This is a genomic window from Geodermatophilus telluris, from assembly GCF_900102745.1.
GTDB lineage: Bacteria > Actinomycetota > Actinomycetes > Mycobacteriales > Geodermatophilaceae > Geodermatophilus > Geodermatophilus telluris.
Window position 1 is genome coordinate 834,116 of record NZ_FMZF01000002.1, and the last position, 25,184, is coordinate 859,299.

The 25,184-nt window shown below is 76.3% G+C and carries 26 protein-coding genes; 16 read left to right on the forward strand and 10 right to left on the reverse strand.

The features are described 5' to 3' along the window. Nucleotides 1-39: 39 nt before the first annotated feature. Together BLQ97_RS09285 and glgA are read right to left on the reverse strand one after the other, a co-directional pair. Entirely contained in the window at nt 40-1,248 is a 1,209-nt protein-coding gene (locus BLQ97_RS09285; protein ID WP_245692007.1) for a PP2C family protein-serine/threonine phosphatase, read from the reverse strand. Between the two features lie 34 nt (nt 1,249-1,282). After that, entirely contained in the window at nt 1,283-2,455 is a 1,173-nt protein-coding gene (gene glgA, locus BLQ97_RS09290) for a glycogen synthase (protein ID WP_091365339.1), read from the reverse strand. Nucleotides 2,456-2,527: 72 nt separating this feature from the next. On the opposite strand from glgA, the gene glgC reads away from it, so the two are divergent. Both glgC and BLQ97_RS09300 read left to right on the forward strand, forming a co-directional pair. Further along, entirely contained in the window at nt 2,528-3,748 is a 1,221-nt protein-coding gene (glgC, locus tag BLQ97_RS09295; RefSeq protein ID WP_091365813.1) for a glucose-1-phosphate adenylyltransferase, read from the forward strand. Next, complete coding sequence (locus BLQ97_RS09300; protein ID WP_091365341.1) at nt 3,741-4,301, forward strand: 2'-5' RNA ligase family protein; 561 nt, start codon at nt 3,741-3,743, stop codon at nt 4,299-4,301. Before glgC ends, BLQ97_RS09300 begins: the two co-directional genes overlap by 8 nt. On the opposite strand, the gene BLQ97_RS09305 is transcribed toward BLQ97_RS09300, so the two are convergent. Further along, the gene (locus BLQ97_RS09305; protein WP_091365343.1) at nt 4,298-4,951 is read right to left on the reverse strand and encodes an O-methyltransferase; all 654 of its coding nucleotides are present in this window, start codon (nt 4,949-4,951) and stop codon (nt 4,298-4,300) included. The genes BLQ97_RS09300 and BLQ97_RS09305 overlap by 4 nt on opposite strands. A 191-nt stretch (nt 4,952-5,142) precedes the next feature. On the opposite strand from BLQ97_RS09305, the gene sigE reads away from it, so the two are divergent. From sigE to BLQ97_RS09325, 4 genes are all read left to right on the forward strand, one after another. Next, a complete protein-coding gene (gene sigE, locus BLQ97_RS09310) occupies nt 5,143-5,739 on the forward strand; it encodes an RNA polymerase sigma factor SigE (RefSeq protein ID WP_169064573.1) in 597 nt (198 codons plus the stop codon). Beyond that, nucleotides 5,736-6,323, forward strand: a complete 588-nt coding sequence (locus tag BLQ97_RS09315; protein WP_091365345.1) for an anti-sigma factor family protein — start codon at nt 5,736-5,738, stop codon at nt 6,321-6,323. Before sigE ends, BLQ97_RS09315 begins: the two co-directional genes overlap by 4 nt. A gap of 70 nt (nt 6,324-6,393) precedes the next feature. Further along, complete coding sequence (locus BLQ97_RS24195) at nt 6,394-7,977, forward strand: S1C family serine protease (RefSeq protein WP_091365347.1); 1,584 nt, start codon at nt 6,394-6,396, stop codon at nt 7,975-7,977. Nucleotides 7,978-8,025: 48 nt separating this feature from the next. Further along, nucleotides 8,026-8,403, forward strand: coding sequence for a twin-arginine translocase TatA/TatE family subunit (locus BLQ97_RS09325; protein WP_091365349.1), 378 nt, complete (start codon nt 8,026-8,028; stop codon nt 8,401-8,403). 457 nt (nt 8,404-8,860) lie between these two features. On the opposite strand, the gene BLQ97_RS09330 is transcribed toward BLQ97_RS09325, so the two are convergent. Then, entirely contained in the window at nt 8,861-10,021 is a 1,161-nt protein-coding gene (locus BLQ97_RS09330) for an Mrp/NBP35 family ATP-binding protein (protein WP_091365351.1), read from the reverse strand. 219 nt (nt 10,022-10,240) lie between these two features. On the opposite strand from BLQ97_RS09330, the gene BLQ97_RS09335 reads away from it, so the two are divergent. Both BLQ97_RS09335 and BLQ97_RS09340 read left to right on the forward strand, forming a co-directional pair. Beyond that, nucleotides 10,241-10,930 (forward strand): AzlC family ABC transporter permease, encoded by a 690-nt coding sequence (locus BLQ97_RS09335; protein ID WP_091365353.1) that lies wholly within the window; start codon nt 10,241-10,243, stop codon nt 10,928-10,930. Next, nucleotides 10,927-11,244 (forward strand): AzlD domain-containing protein, encoded by a 318-nt coding sequence (locus BLQ97_RS09340; protein ID WP_091365355.1) that lies wholly within the window; start codon nt 10,927-10,929, stop codon nt 11,242-11,244. Before BLQ97_RS09335 ends, BLQ97_RS09340 begins: the two co-directional genes overlap by 4 nt. Here BLQ97_RS09340 and BLQ97_RS09345 read toward each other — a convergent pair. Next, nucleotides 11,234-11,857: a MerR family transcriptional regulator gene (locus BLQ97_RS09345; RefSeq protein WP_091365356.1), complete on the reverse strand. Its 624-nt coding sequence runs from the start codon at nt 11,855-11,857 to the stop codon at nt 11,234-11,236. The genes BLQ97_RS09340 and BLQ97_RS09345 overlap by 11 nt on opposite strands. 73 nt (nt 11,858-11,930) lie before the next feature. On the opposite strand from BLQ97_RS09345, the gene BLQ97_RS09350 reads away from it, so the two are divergent. After that, nucleotides 11,931-12,401: a DUF4188 domain-containing protein gene (locus BLQ97_RS09350; RefSeq protein ID WP_091365358.1), complete on the forward strand. Its 471-nt coding sequence runs from the start codon at nt 11,931-11,933 to the stop codon at nt 12,399-12,401. 16 nt (nt 12,402-12,417) lie between these two features. On the opposite strand, the gene BLQ97_RS09355 is transcribed toward BLQ97_RS09350, so the two are convergent. Both BLQ97_RS09355 and BLQ97_RS09360 read right to left on the reverse strand, forming a co-directional pair. Continuing rightward, the gene (locus BLQ97_RS09355; RefSeq protein ID WP_091365360.1) at nt 12,418-12,960 is read right to left on the reverse strand and encodes a DUF1003 domain-containing protein; all 543 of its coding nucleotides are present in this window, start codon (nt 12,958-12,960) and stop codon (nt 12,418-12,420) included. Then, on the reverse strand, nt 12,953-14,191 hold the full coding sequence (locus BLQ97_RS09360) for a magnesium transporter MgtE N-terminal domain-containing protein (RefSeq protein WP_091365362.1): 1,239 nt from the start codon (nt 14,189-14,191) through the stop codon (nt 12,953-12,955). The genes BLQ97_RS09355 and BLQ97_RS09360 overlap by 8 nt, the downstream gene beginning before the upstream one ends. A 23-nt stretch (nt 14,192-14,214) precedes the next feature. Between BLQ97_RS09360 and BLQ97_RS09365 the strand changes: the two genes are divergently transcribed. The 3 genes from BLQ97_RS09365 (at nt 14,215) to BLQ97_RS09375 (ending at nt 17,044) form a co-directional block, all read left to right on the forward strand. Beyond that, nucleotides 14,215-15,081, forward strand: coding sequence for a PhzF family phenazine biosynthesis protein (locus BLQ97_RS09365; protein ID WP_091365364.1), 867 nt, complete (start codon nt 14,215-14,217; stop codon nt 15,079-15,081). Next, on the forward strand, nt 15,078-16,013 hold the full coding sequence (locus tag BLQ97_RS09370; protein WP_245692009.1) for a DMT family transporter: 936 nt from the start codon (nt 15,078-15,080) through the stop codon (nt 16,011-16,013). The genes BLQ97_RS09365 and BLQ97_RS09370 overlap by 4 nt, the downstream gene beginning before the upstream one ends. A gap of 77 nt (nt 16,014-16,090) precedes the next feature. After that, nucleotides 16,091-17,044 carry an HpcH/HpaI aldolase/citrate lyase family protein gene (locus tag BLQ97_RS09375; RefSeq protein ID WP_091365367.1) on the forward strand — a complete coding sequence of 318 codons (954 nt, stop codon included), beginning with the start codon at nt 16,091-16,093 and terminating at the stop codon, nt 17,042-17,044. Between the two features lie 19 nt (nt 17,045-17,063). On the opposite strand, the gene BLQ97_RS09380 is transcribed toward BLQ97_RS09375, so the two are convergent. Next, the gene (locus tag BLQ97_RS09380; RefSeq protein ID WP_091365815.1) at nt 17,064-17,378 is read right to left on the reverse strand and encodes a DUF4190 domain-containing protein; all 315 of its coding nucleotides are present in this window, start codon (nt 17,376-17,378) and stop codon (nt 17,064-17,066) included. Nucleotides 17,379-17,524: 146 nt separating this feature from the next. On the opposite strand from BLQ97_RS09380, the gene BLQ97_RS09385 reads away from it, so the two are divergent. Beyond that, nucleotides 17,525-18,721 (forward strand): acyl-CoA dehydrogenase family protein, encoded by a 1,197-nt coding sequence (locus tag BLQ97_RS09385; RefSeq protein ID WP_091365369.1) that lies wholly within the window; start codon nt 17,525-17,527, stop codon nt 18,719-18,721. A gap of 70 nt (nt 18,722-18,791) precedes the next feature. Here BLQ97_RS09385 and BLQ97_RS09390 read toward each other — a convergent pair whose 3' ends face one another. Further along, entirely contained in the window at nt 18,792-20,807 is a 2,016-nt protein-coding gene (locus tag BLQ97_RS09390; RefSeq protein ID WP_091365371.1) for an ArnT family glycosyltransferase, read from the reverse strand. After that, entirely contained in the window at nt 20,804-22,096 is a 1,293-nt protein-coding gene (locus BLQ97_RS09395) for a bifunctional glycosyltransferase family 2/GtrA family protein (protein ID WP_091365373.1), read from the reverse strand. Before BLQ97_RS09395 ends, BLQ97_RS09390 begins: the two co-directional genes overlap by 4 nt. Nucleotides 22,097-22,195: 99 nt before the next feature. On the opposite strand from BLQ97_RS09395, the gene BLQ97_RS09400 reads away from it, so the two are divergent. The 3 genes from BLQ97_RS09400 to BLQ97_RS09410 all read left to right on the forward strand — a co-directional run bounded on the left by BLQ97_RS09400 (nt 22,196) and on the right by BLQ97_RS09410 (nt 25,099). Beyond that, complete coding sequence (locus tag BLQ97_RS09400) at nt 22,196-23,131, forward strand: NADP-dependent oxidoreductase (RefSeq protein ID WP_091365816.1); 936 nt, start codon at nt 22,196-22,198, stop codon at nt 23,129-23,131. A 100-nt stretch (nt 23,132-23,231) separates the two neighbouring features. Then, nucleotides 23,232-23,552, forward strand: coding sequence for an EthD family reductase (locus BLQ97_RS09405; protein ID WP_091365817.1), 321 nt, complete (start codon nt 23,232-23,234; stop codon nt 23,550-23,552). Continuing rightward, nucleotides 23,549-25,099: an acetolactate synthase large subunit gene (locus BLQ97_RS09410; RefSeq protein ID WP_091365375.1), complete on the forward strand. Its 1,551-nt coding sequence runs from the start codon at nt 23,549-23,551 to the stop codon at nt 25,097-25,099. The genes BLQ97_RS09405 and BLQ97_RS09410 overlap by 4 nt, the downstream gene beginning before the upstream one ends. Nucleotides 25,100-25,184 lie beyond the last annotated feature (85 nt).

The window sequence follows — 25,184 nt, forward strand, 5'->3', positions numbered from 1 at the left end:
CGGGCTCCCCGTCCGGCGCGGGAGCCCCTGCGGTCGCGGTCACGGTCGGAGCTGCCTCTCCCGGCCGGTGCGCCACTCGACCATCACGATGCTGGCGTCGTCCTGCAGCCGGCCGGCCTGGTGGTCCATGACGCTGCCCATCAGCCGGCGCATGGTCTCCGGCGGCGGGTCGCCGGCCAGCTCGGCGCGCACGACGAGGTCGGCCAGCCGCTCCTCGCCGAAGAACGCGCCCTCCGGGGAGCGGGCCTCGACGACACCGTCGGTGTGGAGCAGCACCCGGTCGCCCCGGCGCAGCAGCAGCCGGCACGGCGCGGGCGGGCCCGCCAGCAGGCCGAGCGGGCGGGCCGGCGGGCACGCCGGCGGGCGGACGAGGGCGCCGTCGCGGACCACCAGCGGGTCGGGGTGACCGCAGTTCACCCACTCCAGGACCCCGGTGTCGAGGTCGAGCCGGGCGATCACCGCGGTGGCGAAGCGGCTGCCGTCGAACTGCCCGGCCACCACGGCGTCGACCGCGGCGGCCAGGCCGGGGAGGTCCGACCCGCCGCGCCGGGCGTGCCGGTAGGCGCCGACGGCCGCGGTGGCCAGCAGCGCCGCGGGCAGGCCGTGGCCCACGGCGTCGAGCACCGCCAGGTCCACCAGCGACCCGTTGACGGCGTAGTCGAAGGTGTCGCCGCCGATCTCGTACGTCGGCTCGAGCGCGCCGGTGATGACGACGCGGTCGCCGGCGAAGGTGAGCGGCGGCAGCAGCTCCCACTGGATCTCGGCCGCCAGGGAGAGCTCCCGCCGCCGCCGCAGCCGGGCGAAGACGTCGCTGTAGGCGTCGCGGGTGACCACCAGCTCGGCGACCAGCGAGGCGAACGACCGCGCGTCGTCCTCCAGCCGCGGTGTCGGCTGCCCGGCGAGGACGAGCTCCAGCACGCCGATCCGCTCGGCGCCGTCGAGCAGCGGCAGCCACAGCGTCGCCGGGCCGCCGGTCGCCGGGACGAGCACCGGCTCCACCCGGCGGAAGCAGCGCCCGGCCACGGTGCCGTCGACGACCAGCACTCGCCGGGCCGGCACCCCGAGGCCGGGCACCGGGACCAGCTCGTGCTGCGCGTAGTCGGCCAGCCAGACGACGGCGTCGCGGACGCCCAGGCGGCGGGCCTGCGCCGCGACGGCCTCGCCGACGCCGTCGGCGGGGAGGTGGTGCGAGGCGCGGATCAGCGCCCGCAGCGGGTCCTCCTCGGACGGGATCGGTTCGGTGGCCACGACGGGAGAGCCTCCCACCCGGCCCCGGGTGCGGTCAGCCGCGGGCCTCGAGCACCGCCGAGTACACCTGCACCGTCTGCTGGGCGATCGCCGGCCAGCCGAACTCCGACAGCACCCGCTCCCGCCCGGCGGCGCCCATCGCCGCGGCCCGCGCCGGGTCGTGCAGCAGCTCGGTGGTCCGCGCGGCGAGGCCGGCCTCGAACGCGGCGACGTCGTCGGGGTCGTAGGGGACCAGCAGGCCGGTGACGCCGTCGGCGACGACCTCGGGGATCCCGCCGACGGCACTGGCGACCACCGCCGTGCCGCACGCCGCCGCTTCGAGGTTGACGATGCCGAGCGGCTCGTAGACCGAGGGGACGACGAACACCGTCGCGCCGGTGATCAGCGGCACGAGCTGCTCGCGCGGCAGCATCGCCTCGATCCAGACCACGCCCGGCCGGCGGGCCTGCAGCTCGGCCACCGCGTCGGCGACCTGCTGCCGCTCGGCCGGGGTGTCGGCGGCCCCGGCGCACAGCACCAGCCCGGCGTCGGCGGGCAGCTGCTCGGCCGCCCGCAGCAGGTGGACGACGCCCTTCTGCCGGGTGATCCGCCCGACGAACAGCGCGTACGGGCGGTCGGGGTCCACCCCGAGGGAGCGGACGACGTCGGGCGCGGGCGTGGGCCGGTAGGCCTCGGCGTCCACGCCGTTGCCGACCACCCGCACCCGGGCGGGGTCGAGGTCGGGGTAGGCGTCGAGCACGTCGGCGCGCATGCCGTGACTGACCGCGATGACCGCGTCCGCGGCGAGGTAGGCGGTGCGCTCCACCCACGAGGACAGCCGGTAGCCGCCGCCGAGCTGGTCGGCCTTCCACGGCCGCCGCGGCTCCAGCGAGTGGGCCGTCACCACGTGCGGGACGCCGTGCACCAGCCCGGCGAGCAGGCCGGCGCCGTTGGCGTACCAGGTGTGGCTGTGCACCAGGTCGACCCCGGAGAGGGCCGCGGCCATCTCCACGTCGGTGCCCAGCGCCTGCAGCGCGCCGTTGGCCGCGGCCAGGCCCGGGGGCACCGCCCAGGCGGTCGCGTCGGGGCGCGGGGCGCCGAAGCAGTGCACGTCGAGGTCCGGCCCCGCGGGCAGCGACCGCAGCGCCGCGACGAGGTGCTCGACGTGCACGCCGGCGCCGCCGTAGACGTCCGGGGGCCACTCGCGGGTCACGATCCCGATGCGCACGAGATCACCCTAGGGGCCCCGGCCGAGGTGGGTGAGGTCACGCGGGGCGTCGACAACGGCTACGTTCCCCTCATGCGCGGCGGTCCACGGGTGCTCGGCATCGTCCTTGCTGGTGGCGAGGGCAAGCGACTCGCTCCCCTGACCCAGGACAGGGCGAAGCCGGCGGTGCCCTTCGGCGGCAACTACCGGCTCATCGACTTCGTGCTGTCCAACCTGGTCAACGCCGAGATCCGGCAGATCGCGGTCCTGACGCAGTACAAGAGCCACAGCCTCGACCGGCACATCACCACGACGTGGCGGATGTCGAACCTGCTCGGCAACTACGTCACCCCGGTGCCGGCCCAGCAGCGGCTCGGCCCGCGCTGGTACACCGGCAGCGCCGACGCCATCCTGCAGAGCCTCAACCTCATCTACGACGCGCGGCCCGACATCGTCGTCGTCTTCGGCGCCGACCACGTCTACCGGATGGACCCGGGCCAGATGATCGACCAGCACCTGCAGACCGGTGCCGGGGTGACCATCGCCGGGCTGCGCGTGCCGCGCCACGAGGCGACCGGGTTCGGCGTCATCGACGCGGACGCCGACGGGAAGGTGCGCGGCTTCCTGGAGAAGCCCGCCGACCCGCCCGGGCTGCCGGACTCGCCCGAGGAGAGCTTCGCCTCGATGGGCAACTACGTGTTCACCACCGACGCCCTGCTCGAGGCCCTGCGCACGGACGCCGAGGACGAGCAGTCCGCGCACGACATGGGCGGGTCGATCATGCCGATGCTCGCCTCGGCCGGCGACGCCTGGGTCTACGACTTCTCGACCAACATCGTCCCCGGCGCCACCGAGCGCGACCACGGCTACTGGCGCGACGTGGGGACGATCGACTCCTACTTCGACGCGCACATGGACCTGGTGTCGGTCACCCCGATCTTCAACCTCTACAACGACCGCTGGCCGATCCTGACCCTGCCGCCGCAGCAGCCGCCGGCGAAGTTCGTGCTGGGCGGCCGGGCCGAGGAGTCGATGGTCAGCGCCGGCGCCATCATCGGCGGCGGCTCGGTGCACAACTCGGTCGTCTCCCCCGGCGTGCGGGTCGACCGCGGTGCGCGGGTCGAGGACAGCGTGCTCATGGACGGCGTGCAGATCGGCGAGGGCGCCTACGTGCGCCGCGCGATCCTGGACAAGAACGTCGTCGTCCCGCCGTGGGCGCGCATCGGCGTCGACACCGGGGCGGACCGCGAGCACTACCACGTCAGCGCCGGCGGGGTCGCCGTCCTCGGCAAGGGCGTCCGCGCGATTGTCTGAACGGCCCCGTCCGGAGGCTCGCCCCGAGCTCACGAGGGGTGAGCGGGACGGGGTCCTCCCCCCACTCGTCGCGACGCTCCTGCTGGGCGACGAGGCGCAGGCGCGCTTCGACCGGCTGCGGGCCGAGCACTTCCCGGCCGACCGCAACCACCTGGCCGCGCACGTCACCCTGTTCCACGCGCTGCCGGGGGAGGAGCGGGCCGCCGTCGACGCCGCGCTGGCCGCCGCCGCAGCGCGACCGCCGTTCGACGTCGCGGTGACCGGCCTGCAGCTGCTCGGCCGCGGCGTCGCCTACCGGCTGGCCGCCCCGGAGCTCGCCGCGCTGCACGCGGGCCTGGCCGCGGAGTTCGACCCGTGGCTCACCCGCCAGGACCGCCAGCGGCTGTCGGCGCACGTCACGGTGCAGAACAAGGTGCCGCCGGAGCGGGCCCGGGCGCTGCGCGACCGGCTGGAGGCGGAGTTCGTCCCGCACGCGGTCCCCGCCCGCGGGCTGGGGCTGTGGCGCTACCTGGGCGGCCCCTGGGAGCCGCTGGCCGAGCACCTCTTCGGCTAACCCCGACGGGTGGCCACCAGGAGGCCGGCGCCGATCGGCAGGACGGCGGAGGTGAGCTCCTCGTCCTCGCGCACGGTGCGGGCCAGCTCCCGCCACGCGACGGTGTCGGGGTCGCGGGCCGCGCGGTCGCCGATCCGGTCGCCGGCGAGCAGGCCGTGGCAGGTGAGCGTGCCGCCGGCGCGGACGAGCCCGACCAGCGCGGCCACGTGCGCGGCGTACTCCGTCGGCGGGCCGGCGCAGGCCACCAGGTCGTAGGCGCCGGGGGACAGCCGCGGCAGCACCTCGGCCGCGGTGCCGAAGATCAGCCGGGTGCGCCCCGCCGGGACGCCGGCGTCGGCCAGCGACTGGCGGGCGGCGCGCAGCTGGGCGGGGTCGGTGTCCAGCACGGTGAGGACGCCGTCGCTGCGCATGCCCCGCAGCAGCCAGAGCCCGGCCACCCCACCGCCGCTGCCGATGGACACCACCGCGCGGGCGCCGGCCCCCGCCGCGAGGACGGCGAGCGTCGCACCGACCGCGGGCTCCACCGGGTCCGCGCCGCCGAGCGCGGCGGCCCGGCTGCGGGCGGCGGACAGCACCGGGTCCTCGGCGGCGTAGCGGTCGGCCCACGCGGCGCCGGGGTCGCCCGAGCGCGGTCCCCCGGCGATCGTCACCGGGCGAGGTTACCGACCGTGACGGTCCCGGGCGGGGACCCGAGCCTGGCAGTGACCTGTGAACGCCGGCACCGGGGAACACCGGGCACCTCGTCGTCCGTTGACGCGGTGTGACACCCCAGCGTGCCGCCGTCTCCCCTGCCACTGCTCCGGGGGAGGTCGGGAGCGTGCGCGTCCGCGATACTGGGGACGTGCCCGAGGCCACCGTCCCCCCGTCCGCCGACGACCAGCCCGCCGCGGGCGCCGGTGAGGTGTGGGTCGCCCCGACGTGGGAGCAGGTCGTCCGCGACCACTCCGCCCGCGTCTACCGCCTCGCCTACCGCCTCTCCGGCAACGCCCAGGACGCCGAGGACCTCACCCAGGAGACCTTCGTCCGGGTGTTCCGCTCGCTGGCCGACTTCTCCCCGGGCACCTTCGAGGGCTGGCTGCACCGGATCACCACCAACCTCTTCCTCGACATGGTCCGCCGCCGGCAGCGGATCCGGTTCGACGCGCTCCCCGAGGACACCGAGCGGCTGCCGGGCACCGCGCCGAGCCCCGAGCAGGTGTACGCCGACACCCACCTCGACCCGCAGGTGCAGGCGGCGCTCGACGCGCTGTCGCCGGAGTTCCGCGTGGCCGTCGTCCTCTGCGACATCGAGGGCCTGACCTACGAGGAGATCGCGGCGACCCTCGGCATCAAGCTCGGCACCGTCCGCAGCCGCATCCACCGCGGCCGCGTGCAGCTGCGCCAGGCCCTCGCCCACCTCGCCCCGCGCGGGGCCGCGGCACCGGGGGCCGGTGCATGAGCCTGCCGGAGAGCCACCTGGCGCAGGAGGCCATCGCCGCGCTGGTCGACGGCGAGCTGGCCAGCGGCCCGGCCGCGCGCGCCGCCCGGCACCTCGCCGGCTGCTGGGAGTGCCGGATGGCGGTGCAGGCCCAGCGGGAGGCCAAGGACGCGCTGCACGCCGCGGCCGACGTCGCCGTCCCCGGCGACCTGCTCTCGCGGCTGTGCGCCATCCCCTTCACCGCCGACGTGCCCGGTGGCGGCGGGCTGGGCTCGGTCACCGCCGGCCCCGGCCAGCTGATCGTCACCGGCTCCTCCGGGCGGTGGACCGTCTCCCTCGACGACCCGCCGCAGCGCTCGGCCGCGCCGCACCAGGCCCGCTGGCTGCGCCGCGGGGTCGCCGGCACCCTGGCCGGCCTGGGCCTCGGGGTCGCCGTCCTGGCGGTCAACCTGCCCGACGCGGGCACCGCCGGGACCGGCTCGCCGCCGGCGTCGGTGGCCGGCCCGTCCGCGCCCGAGGAGCGCACCGAGGTCGTCCCGCCGGTGGTCCGCACGCTCACCGGCCCGTCGTCGACCGACGCCACCGCGCAGGGCGGCACGCCCTGACCGGTGGCCCGGGCGGCCGCCGCCCGGCGCGCTGCCGCACCCCGTCCGGTCCGGGGAGGACCCTGTACCCGTGACGTCCCCTGATCCCCGGGAGCCCGAGGACACCGACGCCGGGAGCACCGGCGACCGCACCCCCGACGGCACCGACGCCGCGGCGTTCGCCCGGCCCACCGGCGCCACCGGCTCCTTCGACCCGCCGGAGCGCACCCGGGCCGCCGTCGCACCCCCGCCGCCGGCCGACCCGGCGCAGCAGGCCGCCTTCGGCCGGCCGGCGACCGTCGCCGGGAGCTTCCCCGGCGAGCGGCCCGCCCCGCCGCCGCGGCCGGTCCTGCCCCCACCGCCGGAGGCCGTGCTGCGCGCCTTCCGCGCGCCGGCCGGGCAGGCCGGGTTGCAGGAACCCCCCGGTGGCCGGCCCGGCCGGCGGCGCACCTCGGCCGGGCCGTGGTGGAAGCCCGACGCGCGCAGCGACCCCTGGCGCGACCCGCACGCCCCGGCCGGCCTCACCGGCCCGGCGGTGTTCGCCGAGGAGTCCGAGCAGGAGGGCCCGGTCGTCGTCGACCGCCGGGGCCGCCGCAGGCTGCGGCTGCGCGACCTGTCGGTGCGCGTGGCGGCCCTGGTCGTGCTGGCGGTGCTGCTGGCCGGCGCGCTCGGCGGCGGGGTCGGCTACCTGCTGACCCGCGAGGCGTCCGAGACGCCGCTGCTGGCGCCCGGGACCACGCTGTCGGAGACCGACGACGCGGTCACCCGCGAGCCCGGCTCGGTGTCCGACATCGCCGCGGACGTCGCCCCGGCCGTCGTGTCGATCGAGGTGCGCATCGGGGAGGCGGGGGCCACCGGGTCCGGCGTCGTCGTCGACGGCGAGGGCGGCTACATCGTCACCAACAACCACGTCGTCTCCGGCGCCGACGGCGTCGAGGGGGCGGAGATCCGCGCGGTGTTCAGCGACGGCACCGGGTCCGAGGCCCGCATCGTCGGCCGCGACCCGGCCAGCGACGTCGCCGTCGTCAAGGTGGAGCGGCCCGGGCTGGTGACCGCCTCCCTGGGCAGCGCCGACGACGTCGTGGTCGGCGACCCCGTGGTGGCCATCGGCTCGCCGCTGGGCCTGGCGGGCACGGTGACCAGCGGCATCGTCAGCGCCCTCGACCGGCCGGTGCGGCTGGCGGGGGAGGGCAGCGACACCAACGCCGTCATCAGCGCCGTGCAGACCGACGCGCCGATCAACCCGGGCAACTCCGGCGGCGCGCTGGTCGACGCCACCGGCGCGGTCATCGGCATCAACACCGCGATCGCCTCCCTCGGCGGCGGCAGCGTCGGCCTGGGCTTCGCGATCCCCATCGACACCGCCCGCGACATCGCCGAGCAGCTCATCGCCACCGGCAGCGCGGTGCACGCCTCGCTCGGGGTCAGCACCCGCTCGGTCACCGACGGCGCCCGCAACGGCGCGCTGGTGCTCAACGTCGAGCCGGGCAGCGCCGCGGCCGAGGCCGGCGTCCAGGAGCAGGACGTGGTGATCCGGGTCGACGACCAGCCGGTCGGCAGCTCCGAGGAGCTGGTCGTCGCCGTCGACTCCCACCGGCCGGGCGACGTCGTCACGCTGGAGCTGGTCCGCGGCGGGTCGTCCACCACGGTGCAGGCCACGCTCGACCAGGCCTAGCCCGGCGGGCACCTACGCTGGAGGACCGACGGCAGAGGGGGAGGGCGCGTGTTCGACTCGATCGGCTGGGGCGAGATCGTCGTCCTCGCCCTCGCCGCGCTGTTCATCTTCGGCCCCGAGCGGCTGCCCACCCTGGCGAAGGACGCCGCGAGCGGGCTCAAGCGGGTGCGCGCGGCGCTGACCGGGGTGCGGGCGCAGGTCGACGAGTCCCTGGGTGACGAGCTGGCCGGCCTGCGCGACCTCGACCTGCGCAGGTACCACCCGAAGACGTTCATCCGGGCCCAGCTGTTCGAGGACGAGTTCGACGCCCCGCCGGTGCGCCGCGGCAGCGCCTCCGGGGCCACGGCGGCCAGCCTGGTGAAGCCCGCCGGCGCCCGGCCCCGCGACCGCGCCACCCCGCCGCCCTTCGACGTCGACGCGACCTAGCAGCTGCCCGGGACCCCCGGTCCGGAGCCCTCACGCCCGGACCGTCGGTGACGAGGCCGAGGACGCCCACCACCGTCAGTCCTGCGGTGACCCGGCCGCGACGGTCCACAGGGGACTAGTGCCCTGGCGACGACCGGAGCGGACCGGCAGCCTCCTCACACGGATCGCGGGGAGGTCGAGATGGCGAGTCGGACGGCCAGGGCCACGGTGATCGGCGGAGTCGGGCGGTCTCGACGTCACCTGCTTCGGGCAGCTCCCCGAGGGAGTCCCGGCACCGACCAGGACCTACGTCGGTTCCGCGTCCTGCTACAGCGACACCGGAGCCGTGGGTGACGAGCGCGTCGTCGTCACGACCAACGGCCGGGTGACCCTGACCTGTCACATCCCGCCGGCGTGAGCTGTCAACGCGGAACGGCCCGGCCCCCCGAGGGGGACCGGGCCGTTCGGCGTCAGGGGGTCAGCGGCGGACGGGGGTGAGCCCCAGCGACCGGCCCGACAGCCCGCGGGAGCGGACGGCGAGCGAGTCGGCCACCGCGGAGAGCGCCTGGGCGGCCGCCGACCCGGGCTCGGCGAGCACGATCGGCGCACCGGCGTCGCCGGCCTCGCGCAGGCGGGTGTCGAGCGGGATCTGGCCCAGCAGCGGCACCGGCGCGCCCAGCGTGCGGGTCAGCGCGTCGGACACCGTCTGACCGCCGCCGGCCCCGAAGACCTCCATGCGGGAGCCGTCGGGCAGCTCCAGCCACGACATGTTCTCGATGACGCCGACCACCTGCTGGTGGGTCTGGGTGGCGATCGCGCCGGCCCGCTCGGCCACCTCGGCGGCGGCCTGCTGCGGGGTGGTCACCACGAGGATCTCGGCGTTCGGCAGCAGCTGGGCGATCGAGATCGCCACGTCGCCGGTGCCGGGCGGCAGGTCGAGCAGCAGGACGTCGAGGTCGCCCCACCACACGTCGGCGAGGAACTGCTGCAGCGCGCGGTGCAGCATCGGGCCGCGCCACACGACCGGGGTGTTGCCCGGGGTGAACATGCCGATCGAGATGACCTTCACGCCCATCGACTGCGGCGGCATGATCATGTTGTCGACCTGCGTGGGCTTGTCCTCGACACCGAGCATGCGGGGCACCGAGTGGCCGTAGATGTCGGCGTCCACGACACCGACCGACAGGCCCCGCTTGGCCAGCGCCGCGGCCAGGTTCACCGTGACCGACGACTTGCCGACACCGCCCTTGCCGGAGGCCACCGCGTAGACGCGGGTCAGCGAGCCGGGCTGGGCGAAGGGGATGACCGGCTCGGCGGTGTCGGTGCCGCGCACGGTCTTGCGCAGCTCCGCGCGCTGCTCGTCGCTCATCACGTCGAGGCCCACCTGGACCGAGGTCACGCCGGGGACGGCGGACACCGCGGTGGTGACCCGGTTGGTGATCGTCTCGCGCATGGGGCAGCCGGCCACGGTGAGGTAGACCTCGACGCGCACGGCGCCCGGGTCGCCACCGACGCCGATCTGCACGTCCTTGACCATGCCGAGGTCGGTCAACGGGCGGTTGATCTCGGGGTCCTGGACGGTGGCCAGAGCGGCGTTGACGGCGTCGAGCGCCGGCGAGCCGGTCAGCGTGTCGGACATGGGTGCGTGTGTCTCCTTCGACGGGGGGACCCGGCGGCGGCCCGCCGCGCGCGGCGTCCTGCTGCCCGGGTCACCTGCCACTGTACGGCGGTCGGCACGGGGTGCCGCCGGGCTCAGGGGTGATGTGCTGCGCAGTCCTGCCTGGTCGAACGCCCGGACGCGCGCGTCGCTTCCCCGGGGCGACGGCGGGCCGGGCACCGGTCGGTAGCGTCGGGCGCCGTGTCCCGCCCCGCCCGCACCGCCGTCCTGCGCGACGCGGTCGGTCTCGGGGTCGCCGTCGGCCTCTACGGGGTGGCCTTCGGCGCGGCCGCCGACGCCGCGGGCCTCGACCCCTGGCAGGCGCTGGTGACGTCGCTGCTGATGTTCACCGGGGCCTCCCAGTTCGCGATGGTCGGCGTGCTCGGTGCCGGCGGGGGCGGGCCGGCCGCGATCGGCAGCGCGCTGCTGCTGGGCACCCGCAACACCGTCTACGGGGTCCGCCTCGCGCCGCTGCTGGCGCCGCGCGGGCTGCCGCGCCGGCTGGGCACCGCGCACTGGGTCATCGACGAGACGACGGCGCTGGCCGTGGCCGCGCCCGACCGCGGGCTGGCCCGGCTGGGCTTCCTCACCGGCGGGGCCACCATCTACGTCGTCTGGAACGCCACCACCCTGGTCGGTGCCCTCGGGGCGGCGGCGCTCGGGGAGACCGCGCAGGCCGCGCTGGACGCCGTCGTCCCGGCCGCCTTCCTGGCGCTGCTGTGGCCGCGGCTGCGCGCCGGCGCCGAGGAGCCCGCCGTCGCGCGGCGGGTCGCGCTGGGCGGCGCGGCCGTCGCGCTGCTGCTCACCCCGTTCGTGCCGCCGGGCGTGCAGGTGGTGGCCGCGGTGGTCGCCGTGGCCCTCGCCGGCCGGCCCCGGGAGGGCGCGGCGTGAGCCCGGGGACGCTGTGGGCGGTGGTGCTGGTCGCCTCGCTCGGCTGCTACCTGCTCAAGCTGGCCGGGTTGTCGGTGCCCGCGGCCTGGGTGCAGCGGCCGTGGGTCACGCGCGTGGTCACCTTCGTCCCCGCGGCGCTGCTGGCCGCGCTCGTCGCGGTGCAGGCGCTCACCTCCGGCCGGGAACTGATCGTCGACGGCCGGCTCGCCGGGCTGGCCGTGGCCGCGCTGGCCCTGGCGCTGCGGGCGCCGTTCATCGTGGTGCTGGTGCTGGCCGGGGTCACCGGCGCGCTGGTGCACGTCCTCACCGGCTGACCGGGGTGGGGCCGAAGCGGCGGCAGGAGGCGTCCTCCTGGGCCAGCCGGCGCAGCGCCAGCAGCACGGGCTCGAGCAGCACGGTGTGCACGACGACGAAGTGCACGGCCTCGGCCAGCGAGTCGGCCGGCACCTCGGCGACGTCCTGCTCGCCGATCCGGCGGGCGGCCTCGGCGTAGCGGTCGAGCAGCGCGTCGGGTGCCGGGGACCCGGCCGAGCGCAGCGCGGCCAGCGCGCGGGCCAGGGCGACCAGCGCCGGGGACTCCTCGGACACCTGCCACCCCCAGCGCCGCAGGTGGGTCTGCGCCCCGGTGAGGTCGGGCGCGTCGTCCGCGCCGACGCCCGGCAGGGCCCCGTGCGCGACCCCGAGCGCGGCGTGCACCGGGATCCCCGGCGTGTCGACGGCGGCCAGCACCTCCCGCGCCCGCGCCACCGACAGGCCGCCTGGCCCGAGCAGCGCGCGCACCAGGCGCAGCCGGGCGAGGTGCTCCTCGCCGTAGCGGGCGCGGGTCCGCGACGTCGCCTCGCCGGGCGGCAGCAGCCCCTCGCGCAGGTAGTACTTCACGGTCGCCAGCGGCACCCCGGACCGCTGGGACAGCTCGGAGATCTGCACGCCGCCCCCCTGGACGTTGGATAGTCGCGGTGTCTAATCTTGGGTACCACTGCTATCCAACCAGGAGGACGTCATGGCCCGCACCGCCCGTGGACGCTGGACCCACGCGCACGAGGGGGACCTGACCGTGTTCCTCATCGGGATGCGCATCAACCGGTTCACCCGCCCCGACGCGTGGCTGCCCACGATGGCCGCGATGGGCCCGATGCTGCAGGAGCTGGCGCGCGACCCCGACTCCGGCCTCCTCGGCTTCCGGACCGCCCTGGCCTGGCGCGGCCCGGTGCTGGTGCAGTACTGGCGCAGCCCCGAGGACCTCTACCGCTACGCCGCCGACCGGGACGCCGCCCACCGGCCGGCCTGGACGGCGTTCAACCAGCGCGCCCGCCGCGTCCCCGGCGCCGTCGGCGTGTGGCACGAGACCTACCAGGTGGCCCGCGCCGAGACGGTGTACGTCGACATGCCGCCCACCGGGCTGGCCGCGGCGACCACCGCCCGGCCGGTGGGCGGCCGGCTCGACCGCGCCGCCGACCGGCTCGCGAGCTGAGGGGACGCGGCCCGCCTCAGCCGACGGACTCGCGCCGCTCCCGCTCGGCGCGCTCGGCCTGCTTGCGGCGCTTGCGCTCGCGCTTGTCGGCCTCCTCCGCCTCGTCGCCGGCCAGCCGGGTCAGCTCCCCGCGGATGAAGTCGCGGGTGGCCAGCTCACCGATCGCCACCCGCAGGGCGGCCAGCTCGCGGGCCACGTACTCGGTGTCGGCGCGGGTCTGCGCGGCGCGGGCGCGGTCCTCCTCGGCCTGCACGCGGTCGCGGTCGGCCTGCCGGTTCTGCGCCAGCAGGATCAGCGGCGCGGCGTAGGCGGCCTGGGTGGAGAAGGCCAGGTTGAGCAGGATGAAGGGGTAGGGGTCCCAGCGCAGCCGGACGGCGGCGACGTTGAGCACGATCCAGACCACCACGATGATCGTCTGCACGGCGAGGAAGCGGCCGGTGCCGAGGAACCGGGCGATCCCCTCGGCGAACCGGCCGACCGCGTCGGGGTCCAGCCGCAGGTAGCTGCCGAGGCCGCGGGCCGAGCCGCGGGGGACGTCGAGCCGCCGCCCGTCAGCCACGGCGGGCCCGCTCGCGCCAGTCCTCGGGGAGCAGGTGGTCCAGGACGTCGTCGACGCTCACCGCGCCCACCAGCCGGCCCTGCTCGTCGACGACCGGCGCGGCGACGAGGTTGTAGGTGGCGAAGTAGTGGGTGACCTCCGCCAGCGGCGTGTCGGGGTGCAGCGGCTCGAGGTCGTCGAGCACCCCGCTGACCAGCGAGGAGGGTGGCTCCCGCAGCAGCCGCTGGATGTGCGCGAGGCCCAGGTAGCGCCCGGTGGGCGTGGCCGACGGCGGCCGGCAGACGTAGACCTGGCTGGCCAGCGCGGGGGTGAGCTCGGGCTCGCGCACCCGGGCGAGCGCCTCGGCGATGGTGGCGTCGGGGGTGAGGATCACCGGCTCGCTGGTCATGAGGCCGCCGGCGGTGTCCTCGGTGTACTGCAGCAGCTGGCGGACCGGCTCGGCCTCGTCCGGCTCCATCAGCTCGAGCAGCCGGTTGCGGTCGACGTTGGACAGCTCGGCGAGCAGGTCGGCGGCGTCGTCGGGGTCCATCTCCTCGAGGACGTCGGCGGCCCGTGCCTCCTCCAGCGTGCCGAGGATGGTGATCTGCTCGGCCTCCGGCAGCTCGCCGAGGACGTCGGCCAGCCGCTCGTCGTCGAGCGCCTCGGCCACCTCGTGGCGCCGCTTGATCGGCAGGTCCTGCAGCGCGTGGGCGAGGTCGGCGGCGTTGAGCTCGCGATAGGTGGCGATCAGCGTCTCGGCGCCCTGACCGGTCTCCGGCAGACCCAGCCCGACGACCTCGTCCCAGGCCAGCTGGTGCAGCTGGCCGCGGCGGCCGATCCGGCCGGGCTCCTGGACCGCGAGGCGGGTGACCTGCCAGTCACCGGTGCGGGTCTGCTCGATCCCGGCGTCGACGACGCTGCCGCCGCGGCCGGTCTCGCGGATGGTCACCGTGCGGTCGAGCAGCTCGCCCAGCACCAGCGTCTCGCCGCGCCGCTGCTCGAACCGCTTCAGGTTGAGCGTGCCCGACCCGAGCACCACCGCACCCGGGTCGATGCTGGTCACCCGGCCCATCGGCACGAAGATCCGCCGGCGGGCGACGACCTCCACCACCAGGCCCAGCACCCGCGGGCAGGCGGTGCCCACGCGCAGCGCCACGACGACGTCGCGCAGGCGGCCCACGCGGTCGCCGTTGGGGTCGAAGACGGGCAGTCCGGCGAGCCGGGAGACGTACGCCCTGGTCACCGTCGTCACGGGCTGAGGCTACCGTCGGGGGTGTGGCCGCCCCCGCCTCCGTGGAGTACGAGGTCGTCGACGTCTTCGCGGCGCGGGCCTTCGCCGGCAACCCGCTCGCGGTGGTGTTCGACGCCGACGACCTGACCACCGCGCAGTGCCAGGCGCTGGCCGACGAGTTCGCGCTGTCGGAGACGTCGTTCCTCTGCGCGCCCACCGAGCCCGGCGCCTCCTACCGGGTCCGGATCTTCACCCCCTACGCCGAGCTGCCGTTCGCCGGACACCCGAGCGTGGGTGCCGCGCACACCCTCGTCCGCACCGGCCGGCTCCCCGCGGGCAGGCTGCACCAGGAGTGCGGCGCCGGCGTCCTGCCGATCGACGTCACCGAGGACGGCGCCACGCTGACCGGCGGGCGGCCGACGCTGGAGGACGGTCCCGACCCGGTGGCGCTGGCCGAGGGCCTGGGGCTGTCGGCGGCCGACGTCGCCGGGCCGCCCGCGCACGTCGCCGGGTGCGGCCTGCCCTTCGCCTTCCTCGCCGTGCACCCCGACGTCGTCGACCGCGCCGTGCCCGACCCCGCCGCGCTGGCCGGGCTCGGGGTGGGGGAGGGCGTCTCGGTGCTGTCGTGGGACGGCGCCACCGCGTACGCCCGCGTCTTCGCGAACGACCTGCGCTGGGGCGAGGACCCCGCCACCGGGTCGGCCGCGCTGGGCGCCGGCGTCTGGCTGGTGGCCACCGGGCTGGTCGCGCCCGACGGGACGTCGTCCTACACGGTGCGCCAGGGCGAGGCCATGGGCCGGCCCTCGGTGCTCGCGTGCACGGTCACCGCCGACGGAGGCCGGGCCACCGGGGCCACGGTGGCCGGCGCGGTGGTGCCGGTGGCCGCGGGCCGCATCCGGGTCCCGGGGTGAGCTCGGGGCAGGCCGCCGTCGCGCCGTCCCCGTGGGCGGTGCACCGGCCGGAGGGCCGCGACCTCGCGCTCATGGCGGTCGCCGTCGTCGGCGTCTCCTTCTCCGGGCCGCTCACCGCCCTGGTGACCACGTCGTTCCTCGCCATCGCCTTCTGGCGCAACGCCGCCGGCGCCGCGCTGCTCGTGCCGGTGCTGCTCGGCCGGGAGCGCGCCACGCTCACCGGGCTGCGGCCGCGGCAGCTGGGCAGCTCGGTGGCCGCCGGCCTGTTCCTCGCCGCCCACTTCGCCGCCTGGCTGCCGAGCCTGTCGATGACCAGCGTCGCCGCCTCCACCGCGCTGGTCACCACCACGCCGATCTGGACGGCGCTGGCCGCGCGGGTCTCCGGCGTGCGGCTGCCCGCGCAGGTCTGGTGGGGGCTGGTGCTCGCGGTGGTCGGCGTCGCGCTGATCGCCGGGGTCGACGTCACCGTCAGCCTGGACGCGCTGGCCGGTGACGGGCTGGCGCTGCTGGGCGCGGTCTGCGCCGGCGGCTACATGCTGGCCGGCGCGCGGGCGCGCACCCGGCTGGCGACCTCGGCCTACTCCGTCGTCTGCTACTCCACCTGCGCGCTCACCCTGGCCGTGGCGGCCCTGGTGACGACGACGCCGCTGGCCGGGTTCAGCACCCGCGACTGGCTGCTCATCGCCGCGATCACCGTCTGCGCGCAGCTGTTCGGGCACACGCTGCTCAACCTGGTGCTCGCCGGCGTGGGGCCCACCGTCGTCGGCCTGGCCGTGCTGCTCGAGGTGCCCGGCGCGCTGCTCGTGGCGCTGGTGCTGCTGGGCCAGACGCCGCCGCTGCTGGCGCTGCCCGGCATGGTCGCCGTCGTCGCGGGGGTGGCGCTGGTGGTGCGGGCCGCCCGGCCGCCGACGCCGGTCGAGCCCGCCACGTGAGCGTCGTTACCCTCCGGTAGCCGAAGACCCCACCCGCTGAGTCGTCCACCCACCCCACCACCCCGACGGAGGCATCCGTGGCCGAGCTCCGATCCCGTCGTTCCAACCTCGCCGTGCCGGGCAGCAACCCGCGGTTCCTGGAGAAGGCCAAGGGGCTGCCGGCCGACCAGGTCTTCCTCGACCTCGAGGACGCCTGCGCGCCGCTGGCCAAGCCCGGCGCCCGCAAGAACATCGTCGCGGCCCTCAACGAGGGCGGCTGGGGCGAGAAGATCCGCACCGTCCGCGTGAACGACTGGACGACGGAGTGGACCCACCGCGACGTGATCGAGGTGGTCGAGGGCGCCGGCGCCGAGCTCGACTGCATCATGCTGCCGAAGGTCGCCGACGCCGCCCAGGTGGCGGCGCTGGACCTGCTGCTCACGCAGGTCGAGAAGGCCAACGGCCTGCCGGTCGGGCGGATCGGCATCGAGGCGCAGATCGAGACCGCGCAGGGCCTGATCAACGTCAACGACATCGCGTTCGCCAGCCCGCGGATCGAGACGATCATCTTCGGCCCGGCCGACTTCATGGCCAGCATCAACATGAAGTCGCTCGTGGTCGGCGCCCTGCACCCGGACTACCCGGGCGACCCGTTCCACTACATCCTCATGCAGATCCTCATGGCCGCCCGCGCCCGCGGCGTGCAGGCCATCGACGGCCCCTTCCTGCAGGTGCGCGACGTCGACGCCTTCCGCGAGGTGGCCAAGCGCTCCGCCGTCCTCGGGTTCGACGGCAAGTGGGTGCTGCACCCGGGCCAGATCGACGCCGCCAACGAGATCTACGCGCCGTCGCAGGCCGACTACGACCACGCGGAGCTCATCCTCGACGCCTACGACTGGTCCACGTCGGAGGCCGGCGGCGCGAAGGGCTCGGCGATGCTCGGCGACGAGATGATCGACGAGGCCAGCCGCAAGATGGCGCTGGTCATCGCCGGCAAGGGCCGCGCCGCCGGGATGAGCCGCACCTCGTCGTTCACCCCGCCCGAGGACTAGGGGGCCCGGCGCGCCGGGGTCAGGGGGCGAAGGACGCGCCCACGGTGGCGACGACGACGATCGCGACGACGACGCCCAGCACGGCCAGGGCGGTACCGATGCCGCCGATGACGATCCCGGCCAGTGCCAGGCCGTCGCCCTCCTCGCCGGTCTGCCGGATCTGCCGGCGGGCCAGGATGCCGAGCACCAGGCCCGCCGGCGAGGCGACGAAGGCGAAGACCAGCGCGAGGATCGCCAGGGTGTTCGTGGGCCGCCGGTAGGGCGGCCAGCCCGGTGGCGGTGGGCCGTAGGCCTGCGCGCTCCCGTACCCGGACGGGTCCTGGCTGCTGCTCATCGCGTCCTCCTCGGTGCTGCCAGCGGCACCGTAGAGGGCGCGGGGTCCCCGGCGCGGGCGCGCGACCACGGACACGACGACGCGTCCGGAGGGGACTGCTCCATACTCACCGGTAACACGGACACCGGAGTCCCGGAGGAGCAGACGTGGCCCGACTGGCGCAGACCGCCGACCTGACCGACATCCAGCAGGAGATCCTGGCGACGGTCCGCAGCTTCGTGGACAAGGAGATCATCCCGCACGCCCAGGAGCTGGAGCACGCCGACGCCTACCCGACGGAGATCGTCGAGGGGCTCAAGGAGCTGGGCATCTTCGGGCTGATGATCCCCGAGGAGTACGGCGGCCTGGGTGAGTCGCTGTTGACCTACGCGCTGGTGGTCGAGGAGATCGCCCGCGGGTGGATGAGCGTCAGCGGCGTCATCAACACCCACTTCATCGTCGCCTACATGATCCGCCAGCACGGCACCCAGGCGCAGAAGGAGCACTTCCTGCCGCGGATGGCCACCGGCGAGGTCCGCGGCGCGTTCTCGATGTCCGAGCCGGGCCTGGGCTCCGACGTCGCCGGCATCCGCACCAAGGCGGTCCGCGACGGCGACTCCTACGTCATCGACGGCCAGAAGATGTGGCTGACCAACGGCGGTTCCTCCACCCTGGTCGCCGCCCTGGTGCGCACCGACCTCGGCGCGGACAAGGCGCACCAGAACCTGACGACGTTCCTCGTCGAGAAGCCGGCCGGCTTCGGCACCGTCGCCCCGGGCCTGACCATCCCCGGCAAGATCGACAAGATGGGCTACAAGGGCGTCGACACCACCGAGCTGGTGTTCGACGGCTACCGCACGAGCGCGGACGCGATCCTCGGCGGGGAGCCGGGCCGCGGCTTCGCGCAGATGATGGACGGCGTCGAGGTCGGCCGGGTCAACGTCGCCGCCCGCGCCTGCGGCATCTCCATCCGCGCCTTCGAGCTGGCCGTGGAGTACGCGCAGCAGCGGGAGACCTTCGGCAAGCCGATCGTGGCGCACCAGGCGATCGCCTTCCAGCTCGCCGAGATGGCCACCAAGGTCGAGGCGGCGCACCTGATGATGGTCAACGCCGCGCGGCTCAAGGACGCCGGCCGGCGCAACGACGTCGAGGCCGGCATGGCCAAGCTGCTGGCCAGCGAGTACTGCGCCGAGGTGACCACGCAGTCCTTCCGCATCCACGGCGGCTACGGATACTCCAAGGAGTACGAGATCGAGCGCCTCATGCGCGAGGCGCCGTTCCTGCTCATCGGCGAGGGCACCAGCGAGATCCAGAAGACGATCATCAGCCGCGGACTGCTCCGGGAGTACGGCATCGAGCGCTGAGCCGGCGGGTCGGTCCGCGGCGGGACGTGCTCTGCCCCGCGGGTGTGGGCAGAGCACGACCGCGCCCGGATCACCTCGCCGGCCGGCTCAGGTCGTAGACGGTGACGCCGTCGATCGTCTGCGCGGTGTAGTGCTCCGCCACCCACGCCACGATCTCCGCCGACGCCGAGCTGCCGCCGTCGCCGGCCATCCCCAGCCCGCCGCCGACGAACCAGTGGACCCGCCCGTCGGCGACGTACTGCTGGAACTGCTCGAGGGTGGGCGAGGGGTCACTGCCGTTGAACCCGCCGACCGCCATCACCGGCAGCCCGGTGGCCAGCTGGTAGCCGGCGGCGTTGTTGGACCCGACCGCGGCGGCCGCCCAGGTGTACCCGTCGGCGTCCTCGCTGAGCGCGGCCACCAGCTCCTCGCCGACGTCGGAGGCGTCGAGCAACCCGCCCGGCCCGCCGCCGGCGCCGCCTCGGGGGCCGACCGGGACCGCGGTGTTGCCCGGCGCGGTCCCCGGCGCCACCCCGCCCGGTGCGGCACCGCCGGCAGCGGCCGGCGGGCGGCCGAGTGCGGCACCGCCGGGGCCCGCGAAGCCGGCGCCGGCGACGGCCGGACCGGCGCTCGGGATGGAGCCGGTGTGCGGGGTGGCGGCGGTCTGCACGGCGTAGGCGGCCGGTCCGGCGACCCCGCCCAGCAGCCCGGCGGCCAGCACCGCGGCGGCAACGGCGCGGCCCAGCCGGTCGACGACGACCAGCCCGAGCGCCGCGACCAGCCCCACGGCCAGGACGGCCCAGCGCAGCCACGGCAGGAAGTCCGCCGAGCGGCCCAGCAGCACCCACGCCCACAGCGCGGTGCCGGCCAGCACGAGCGCCAGCACCAGCCGCGCCCCGGCCCGGTCCCGGCGCCGCCAGAGCAGCGCGCCGCCGATGGCGACCAGGGCGGCGACCGCGGGGGCGAGGGCCACCGTGTAGTAGGCGTGGAAGATGCCGGCCATCAGGCTGAAGGTCAGGCCGGTGACGGCGAGCCAGGTGCCCCAGGTGAGCAGCGCGGCCCGGCGCGGGTCGGTGCGGGGTGCCCGGCCGACGGTGACCAGCCCGGCGGCCAGCAGCGCCAGCGCGGCCGGCAGCAGCCACCCGACCTGCCCGCCGACCTCGGCGCCGAACAGCCGCAGCAGCCCGGTCTCGCCCCAGCCGCCACCCGGCGCGCCGCCGACGCTGCCGGTCTCCTCGCCGGTCAGCCGGCCGAGGCCGTTGTAGCCCCAGATCAGCTCCCACACGGAGTTCGTCTGCGAGCCCCCGACGTACGGGCGCGACGCCGCGGGCACCAGCTCGACGACGGCGACCCACCAGCCGCCGGCCACGACCGTCCCCGCCCCGGCGCCGAGCAGCTGCAGCACGCGGCGGCGCAGCGTTGCCGGAGCGGCCACCAGCCACACCAGCGCGAAGCCGGGGACGACGAGCACCGCCTGCAGCGTCTTGGTGAGGAACGCGAACCCGAGCAGCACCCCCACGGCGACCAGCCCGCGGGTGGAGGCCCGCTCCAGCGACCGGGTGAGCACGTACGCGGCCGCGGTCATCAGCAGCACGAGCAGCGCGTCGGGGTTGTCGAAGCGGAACATGAGCGCGGCCACCGGGGTCAGCGCCAGGACCGCCCCGGCGAGCAGCCCCGCGCCCGGGCCGGCCACCCGGCGCACGGCCAGGTACAGCAGCCCCACGGTGGCCACGCCCATGAGCGCCTGCGGCACCAGCAGCGACCACGGGCTCAGGCCGAACAGCCGCACCGACAGCGCCATCACCCACAGCGACGCGGGGGGCTTGTCCACGGTGATCGAGTTGGCCGCGTCGGAGGAGCCGTAGAAGAACGCCTCCCAGCTCTGCGAGCCGGCCTGCGCGGCCGCGGCGTAGAAGGCGTTGGCCCAGCCCGACGCCGAGAGGTCCCACAGGTACAGCGCGCCGGTGGCGGCCAGCAGGCCGAGCAGCGCGGGCCGCACCCAGCGCGGGTCGGTGGGGTGCCGGCGCAGCAGCCGGGCGGCCCGGCCGGCGCGCGCGGGTGCCGGGGGAGCGGCGGGCGCCGGGGGTGGCGGCACGGTGGCGGTCACCGGGCGGTCTCCGTCTCGGGGAGGGCGGCCGTGGCGGGCGCGGCCACGGGGGTGCGGGGGGTCCGGGCGCCGCGGAAGACCCAGTCGCGCAGCAGCACGAAGCGCAGCAGCGTGGCCGCGGCGTTGGCGGCGAGCAGCACGGCGAGCTCGACGGCGCGGGCCGGCGAGGGGGCGGCCAGGTGCAGCAGGCCCAGGGAACCGCTGGTCAGGGCGAGGGCGAGGGCGAACACGACGAGCCCCTGCAGCTGGTGGCGGCCGGCCCCGGGCCCGCCGCGGATGCCGAAGGTGACCCGCCGGTTGGCCGCGGTGTTGGCCACCGCGGTCACCAGCAGGGCGACGAGGTTGGCCGGCTGGGCGGCCAGGACGCCGCGCAGCAGCAGGAACAGCAGCAGGTAGGCCGCCGTCGACAGCACGCCGACCGCGGCGAAGCGCACCAGCTGGCCGGCCGGCGACGACGAGTCGCCGGGCAGCCGGTCGGGCAGCGGCCCGCGGCCGATCGAGTCGCGCAGCTGCGCCAGCGGCAGCCGCCCGGTGGCCAGCGCGCGCAGCACCCGGGCGATGCCGGCCAGGTCCGCGCGCGCCGTCGCCACGACGTCGACCCGGCTGTCGGGGTCGTCGACCCAGTCGACGGGCACCTCGTGGATCCGCAACCCGGCCCGCTCGGCGAGCACCAGCAGCTCGGTGTCGAAGAACCAGCCGGTGTCCTCGACCAGCGGCAGCAGCCGCACCGCGACGTCGGCCCGGATGGCCTTGAAGCCGCACTGGGCGTCCGACAGCGAGGTGGCCAGCGTGCGGCGCAGGACCAGGTTGTAGCAGCGGGAGACGACCTCGCGCCGGAGGCCGCGGACCACCCGCGACGAGCGCGCCAGCCGGGTGCCGATGGCCAGGTCGGAGTGGCCGCTGACCAGCGGGGCGACCAGCGGCAGCAGGGCGTCGAGGTCGGTGGAGAGGTCGACGTCGGTGTAGACGAGGACCGGCGCGTCCGACCGCAGCCAGGCCGTGCGCAGCGCGCCGCCGCGGCCGGGCTCCGGGATCTGCAGCACCTCGACCCCGGGCAGCTCCGCGGCGACCCGGTGCGCCACCTCCGGGGTGCGGTCGGTGCTGCCGTTCTCCGCGACGGTGATGCGGAACGACCAGGGCAGGGACTCGGTCAGGTGGGCGTGCAGGCGGCGCAGGCACGGCTCGAGGTCGGTCTCCTCGTCGTGCACCGGGACGACGACGTCGAGCACGGGCCGTCCACGGCCGGCGGTACCGGCGCGGTCGTGCGCGCCGAGCAGGAGCGGGGGCATGACGCCGACGGTCGCGCCCGGGGCTGGGCCGGCCTGGTGCGCGCGCTGGGGATCGGCTGTGACCGGCGGGGCGCCACCGGTGGCCGTAGGTTCGGGGCCGTGCGTGCCGTGGGAGTGGTCCGGTTCGGCGGGCCCGAGGCCCTCACCGTCGTCGACGTGCCGGACGAGCCCCTCGGGCCCGGGCAGGTGCGGCTGCGGGTGCGCGCGACGGCGGTCAGCCCCACCGACACCCACCTGCGCGAGGGCGCCTACGCCGGGCGGGACCCGGTCACGACCCCGCCGTGGGTGCCCGGCATGGACGCCGCCGGCGAGGTGGTCGAGGTGGGCGAGGACGTCGACCGGGTGCGGGTCGGCGACGCGGTCATGGCGGTCGTCGTCCCCACCGGCGCGCACGGCGGCTACCGCGAGGACCTCGTGCTGCCGCAGGGCTCGGTGGCCCGGGTGCCGGCGGGGACGGACGCCGTCGCCGCGTGCACGCTGCCGATGAACGGGCTCACCGCCCGGCTGGCGCTCGACCACCTGGCGCTGCCCCCCGGGTCGGTGCTCGCGGTGACCGGCGCGGCGGGCGCCTTCGGCGGCTACGTCGTCCAGCTGGCGAAGGCCGACGGGCACACCGTCGTCGCCGACGCGTCCGAGGCCGACGAGCAGCTGGTCCGCGACCTCGGCGCCGACGTCGTCGTCCGGCGGGGGGACGACGTGGCCGAGCGGATCCGCGCCGAGTTCCCCGGCGGCGTCGACGGGCTGGCCGACGGGTCGGTGCAGGACGCGCTCGTGCTGCCCGCGGTCCGCGACGGCGGGAAGGTGGCCACCGTGCGCGGCTACCGCGGCGACGGGTCGGGCCGGGTCGAGGTGTTCCCGACCCGGGTGCGCGACTACGCCGAGAACGGCGCCGCACTGGACCGGCTGCGCGAGCAGGTGGAGTCCGGCGCGCTGACCCTGCGGGTGGCCCGCACCTTCGCGCCGGAGGAGGCGCCCGAGGCGCACCGCGCGCTGGCCCGCGGCGGCGTGCGCGGGCGGCTGGTGATCACCTTCTGAGCCCGCGCGGGGCCCCGGTCGCGGCCGGCCGGGCGGGCCTGCCAGGGTGAGGGGGAGTCCCGCGGCAGCGGTGCCCGGGCCGACCGCGGAGGTGGCGCAGATGGTGCACAGGCTCGTCGTCAGCTACGGACAGCCCGACGACCCGGCAGCGTTCGACGCCCACTACCGCGACACGCACACGCCGCTCGCGGTGCAGATGCCCGGCCTGGTGCGGCTGACCACCGGCCGGCCGCAGTCGATGGACCCCTCGCAGCCTGCGCCCTACCTCGTCGCCGAGCTCGACTTCGACTCCGAGCAGGCCATGGGCGCCGCGTTCGCCTCCGACGAGGGCAGGGCGACCGCGCGGGACGTCCCGAAGTTCGCCAGCGGCGGCGCCACCATGACCCACTACGAGGTGAACGAGGTGCACGTCTCCCGGTGAACGGCGCCCAGGCCCTCATCCGCACGCTCGTCGACGCCGGCGTCGACGTCTGCTTCGCCAACCCCGGCACCTCCGAGATGCACTTCGTCGCCGCGCTCGACGACGTCCCGGGGATGCGCGGCGTGCTCACCCTGTTCGAGGGGGTCGCCACCGGCGCCGCCGACGGCTGGGCACGCATGACCGGCCGCCCCGCCGCGACCCTGCTGCACCTCGGGCCGGGCATGGGCAACGGGCTGGCCAACCTGCACAACGCCCGCCGCGGCCGCACGCCGATGGTCAACGTCGTCGGCGACCACGCCCGCTCGCACAAGCGGCTCGACGCGCCGCTGGAGAGCGACATCGACGCGGTGGCCGGCACGGTGTCGGGCTGGGTGCGCCGGTCGCTGACCCCCGAGGACCTCGCCGCCGACGCCGCCGAGGCCGTCGCCGCGGCCGCGCGCGGGCAGATCGCCACGCTGGTGCTGCCCGCCGACGTGTCCTGGTCCGAGGGCGCCGCGGTCGCCGACCCGGTGCCGCCGCGCCCGCGGCCGCAGGTGCCCGCCGCCGTGGTGTCCGACGTGGCGACGGCGGTGGGCTCCGGTGAGCCGACCGTGCTGCTGCTCGGCGGGGACGTCGTGGCCTCCGAGGCGGGGCTGCTGGCCGCCGGACGGGTCGCCGCGGGCACCGGCGCCCGGCTGCTGGCCGAGACGTTCCCCGCGCGGATGGTGCGCGGCGCCGGGCTGCCCGACGTCGGCAAGCTGCCCTACCCGCCGGAGGTGGCGATCAAGGCGCTCGCCGGCACCCGGCACCTGGTGCTGGCCGGCGCCACCTCCCCGGTGCACTTCTTCGGCTACCCGGGCGTGCCGGGGACGCCGGTGCCCGACGACTGCGCCGTGCACGTGCTGTCGGCGCCCGGCGAGGACGGCGTCGCCGCGCTCGAGGAGCTCGCCGGGAAGGTGGCCGGCGGCGCCGAGCCGCGGCTGCTCGAGGCCTCCCGCCCGGAGCTGCCCACCGGCCGGCTGACGCCGCGGGCGGTGTCGGCGGTGGTCGGGGCGGTGCTGCCCGAGCGGGCGGTGGTCGTCGACGAGGCGATCACCTCCGGCGTGGGGATCGCCGAGCTGACCTCCGGCGCACCGCGGCACGACTGGCTGGCGCTGACCGGCGGGGCGATCGGCGACGGCCTGCCGATGGCCGTCGGCGCGGCGGTGGCCTGCCCCGACCGGCCGGTGCTCGTGCTGCAGGCCGACGGCAGCGCGATGTACACCGTCCAGGCGCTGTGGACGATGGCCCGCGAGCAGCTCGACGTCACCGTCGTCCTCTACGACAACGCGTCCTACGCGATCCTGCAGGGCGAGCTGTCGCGGGTCGGCGCCACCGGCGGGGGCGAGCGCGCCGGGCAGCTGCTCGACCTGGGCGGCCCCACGCTGGACTTCGTCTCCCTCGCCACCGGGATGGGCGTGCCGGCCACCCGCGCCGAGACCGCCGAGGAGCTGGCCGGGCAGCTGCGGACGGCGCTGGCCGAGCCCGGCCCGCACCTGGTGCAGGCGGTGCTGCGACCGGCGGGCTGAGCACCTCCCACCCCGCACCCCGCACCCCGATGGGGGGAGCGGCGGGCGGCCCGGTTTGAGTCGGGTCGGTGGCGCGCCGATGAGC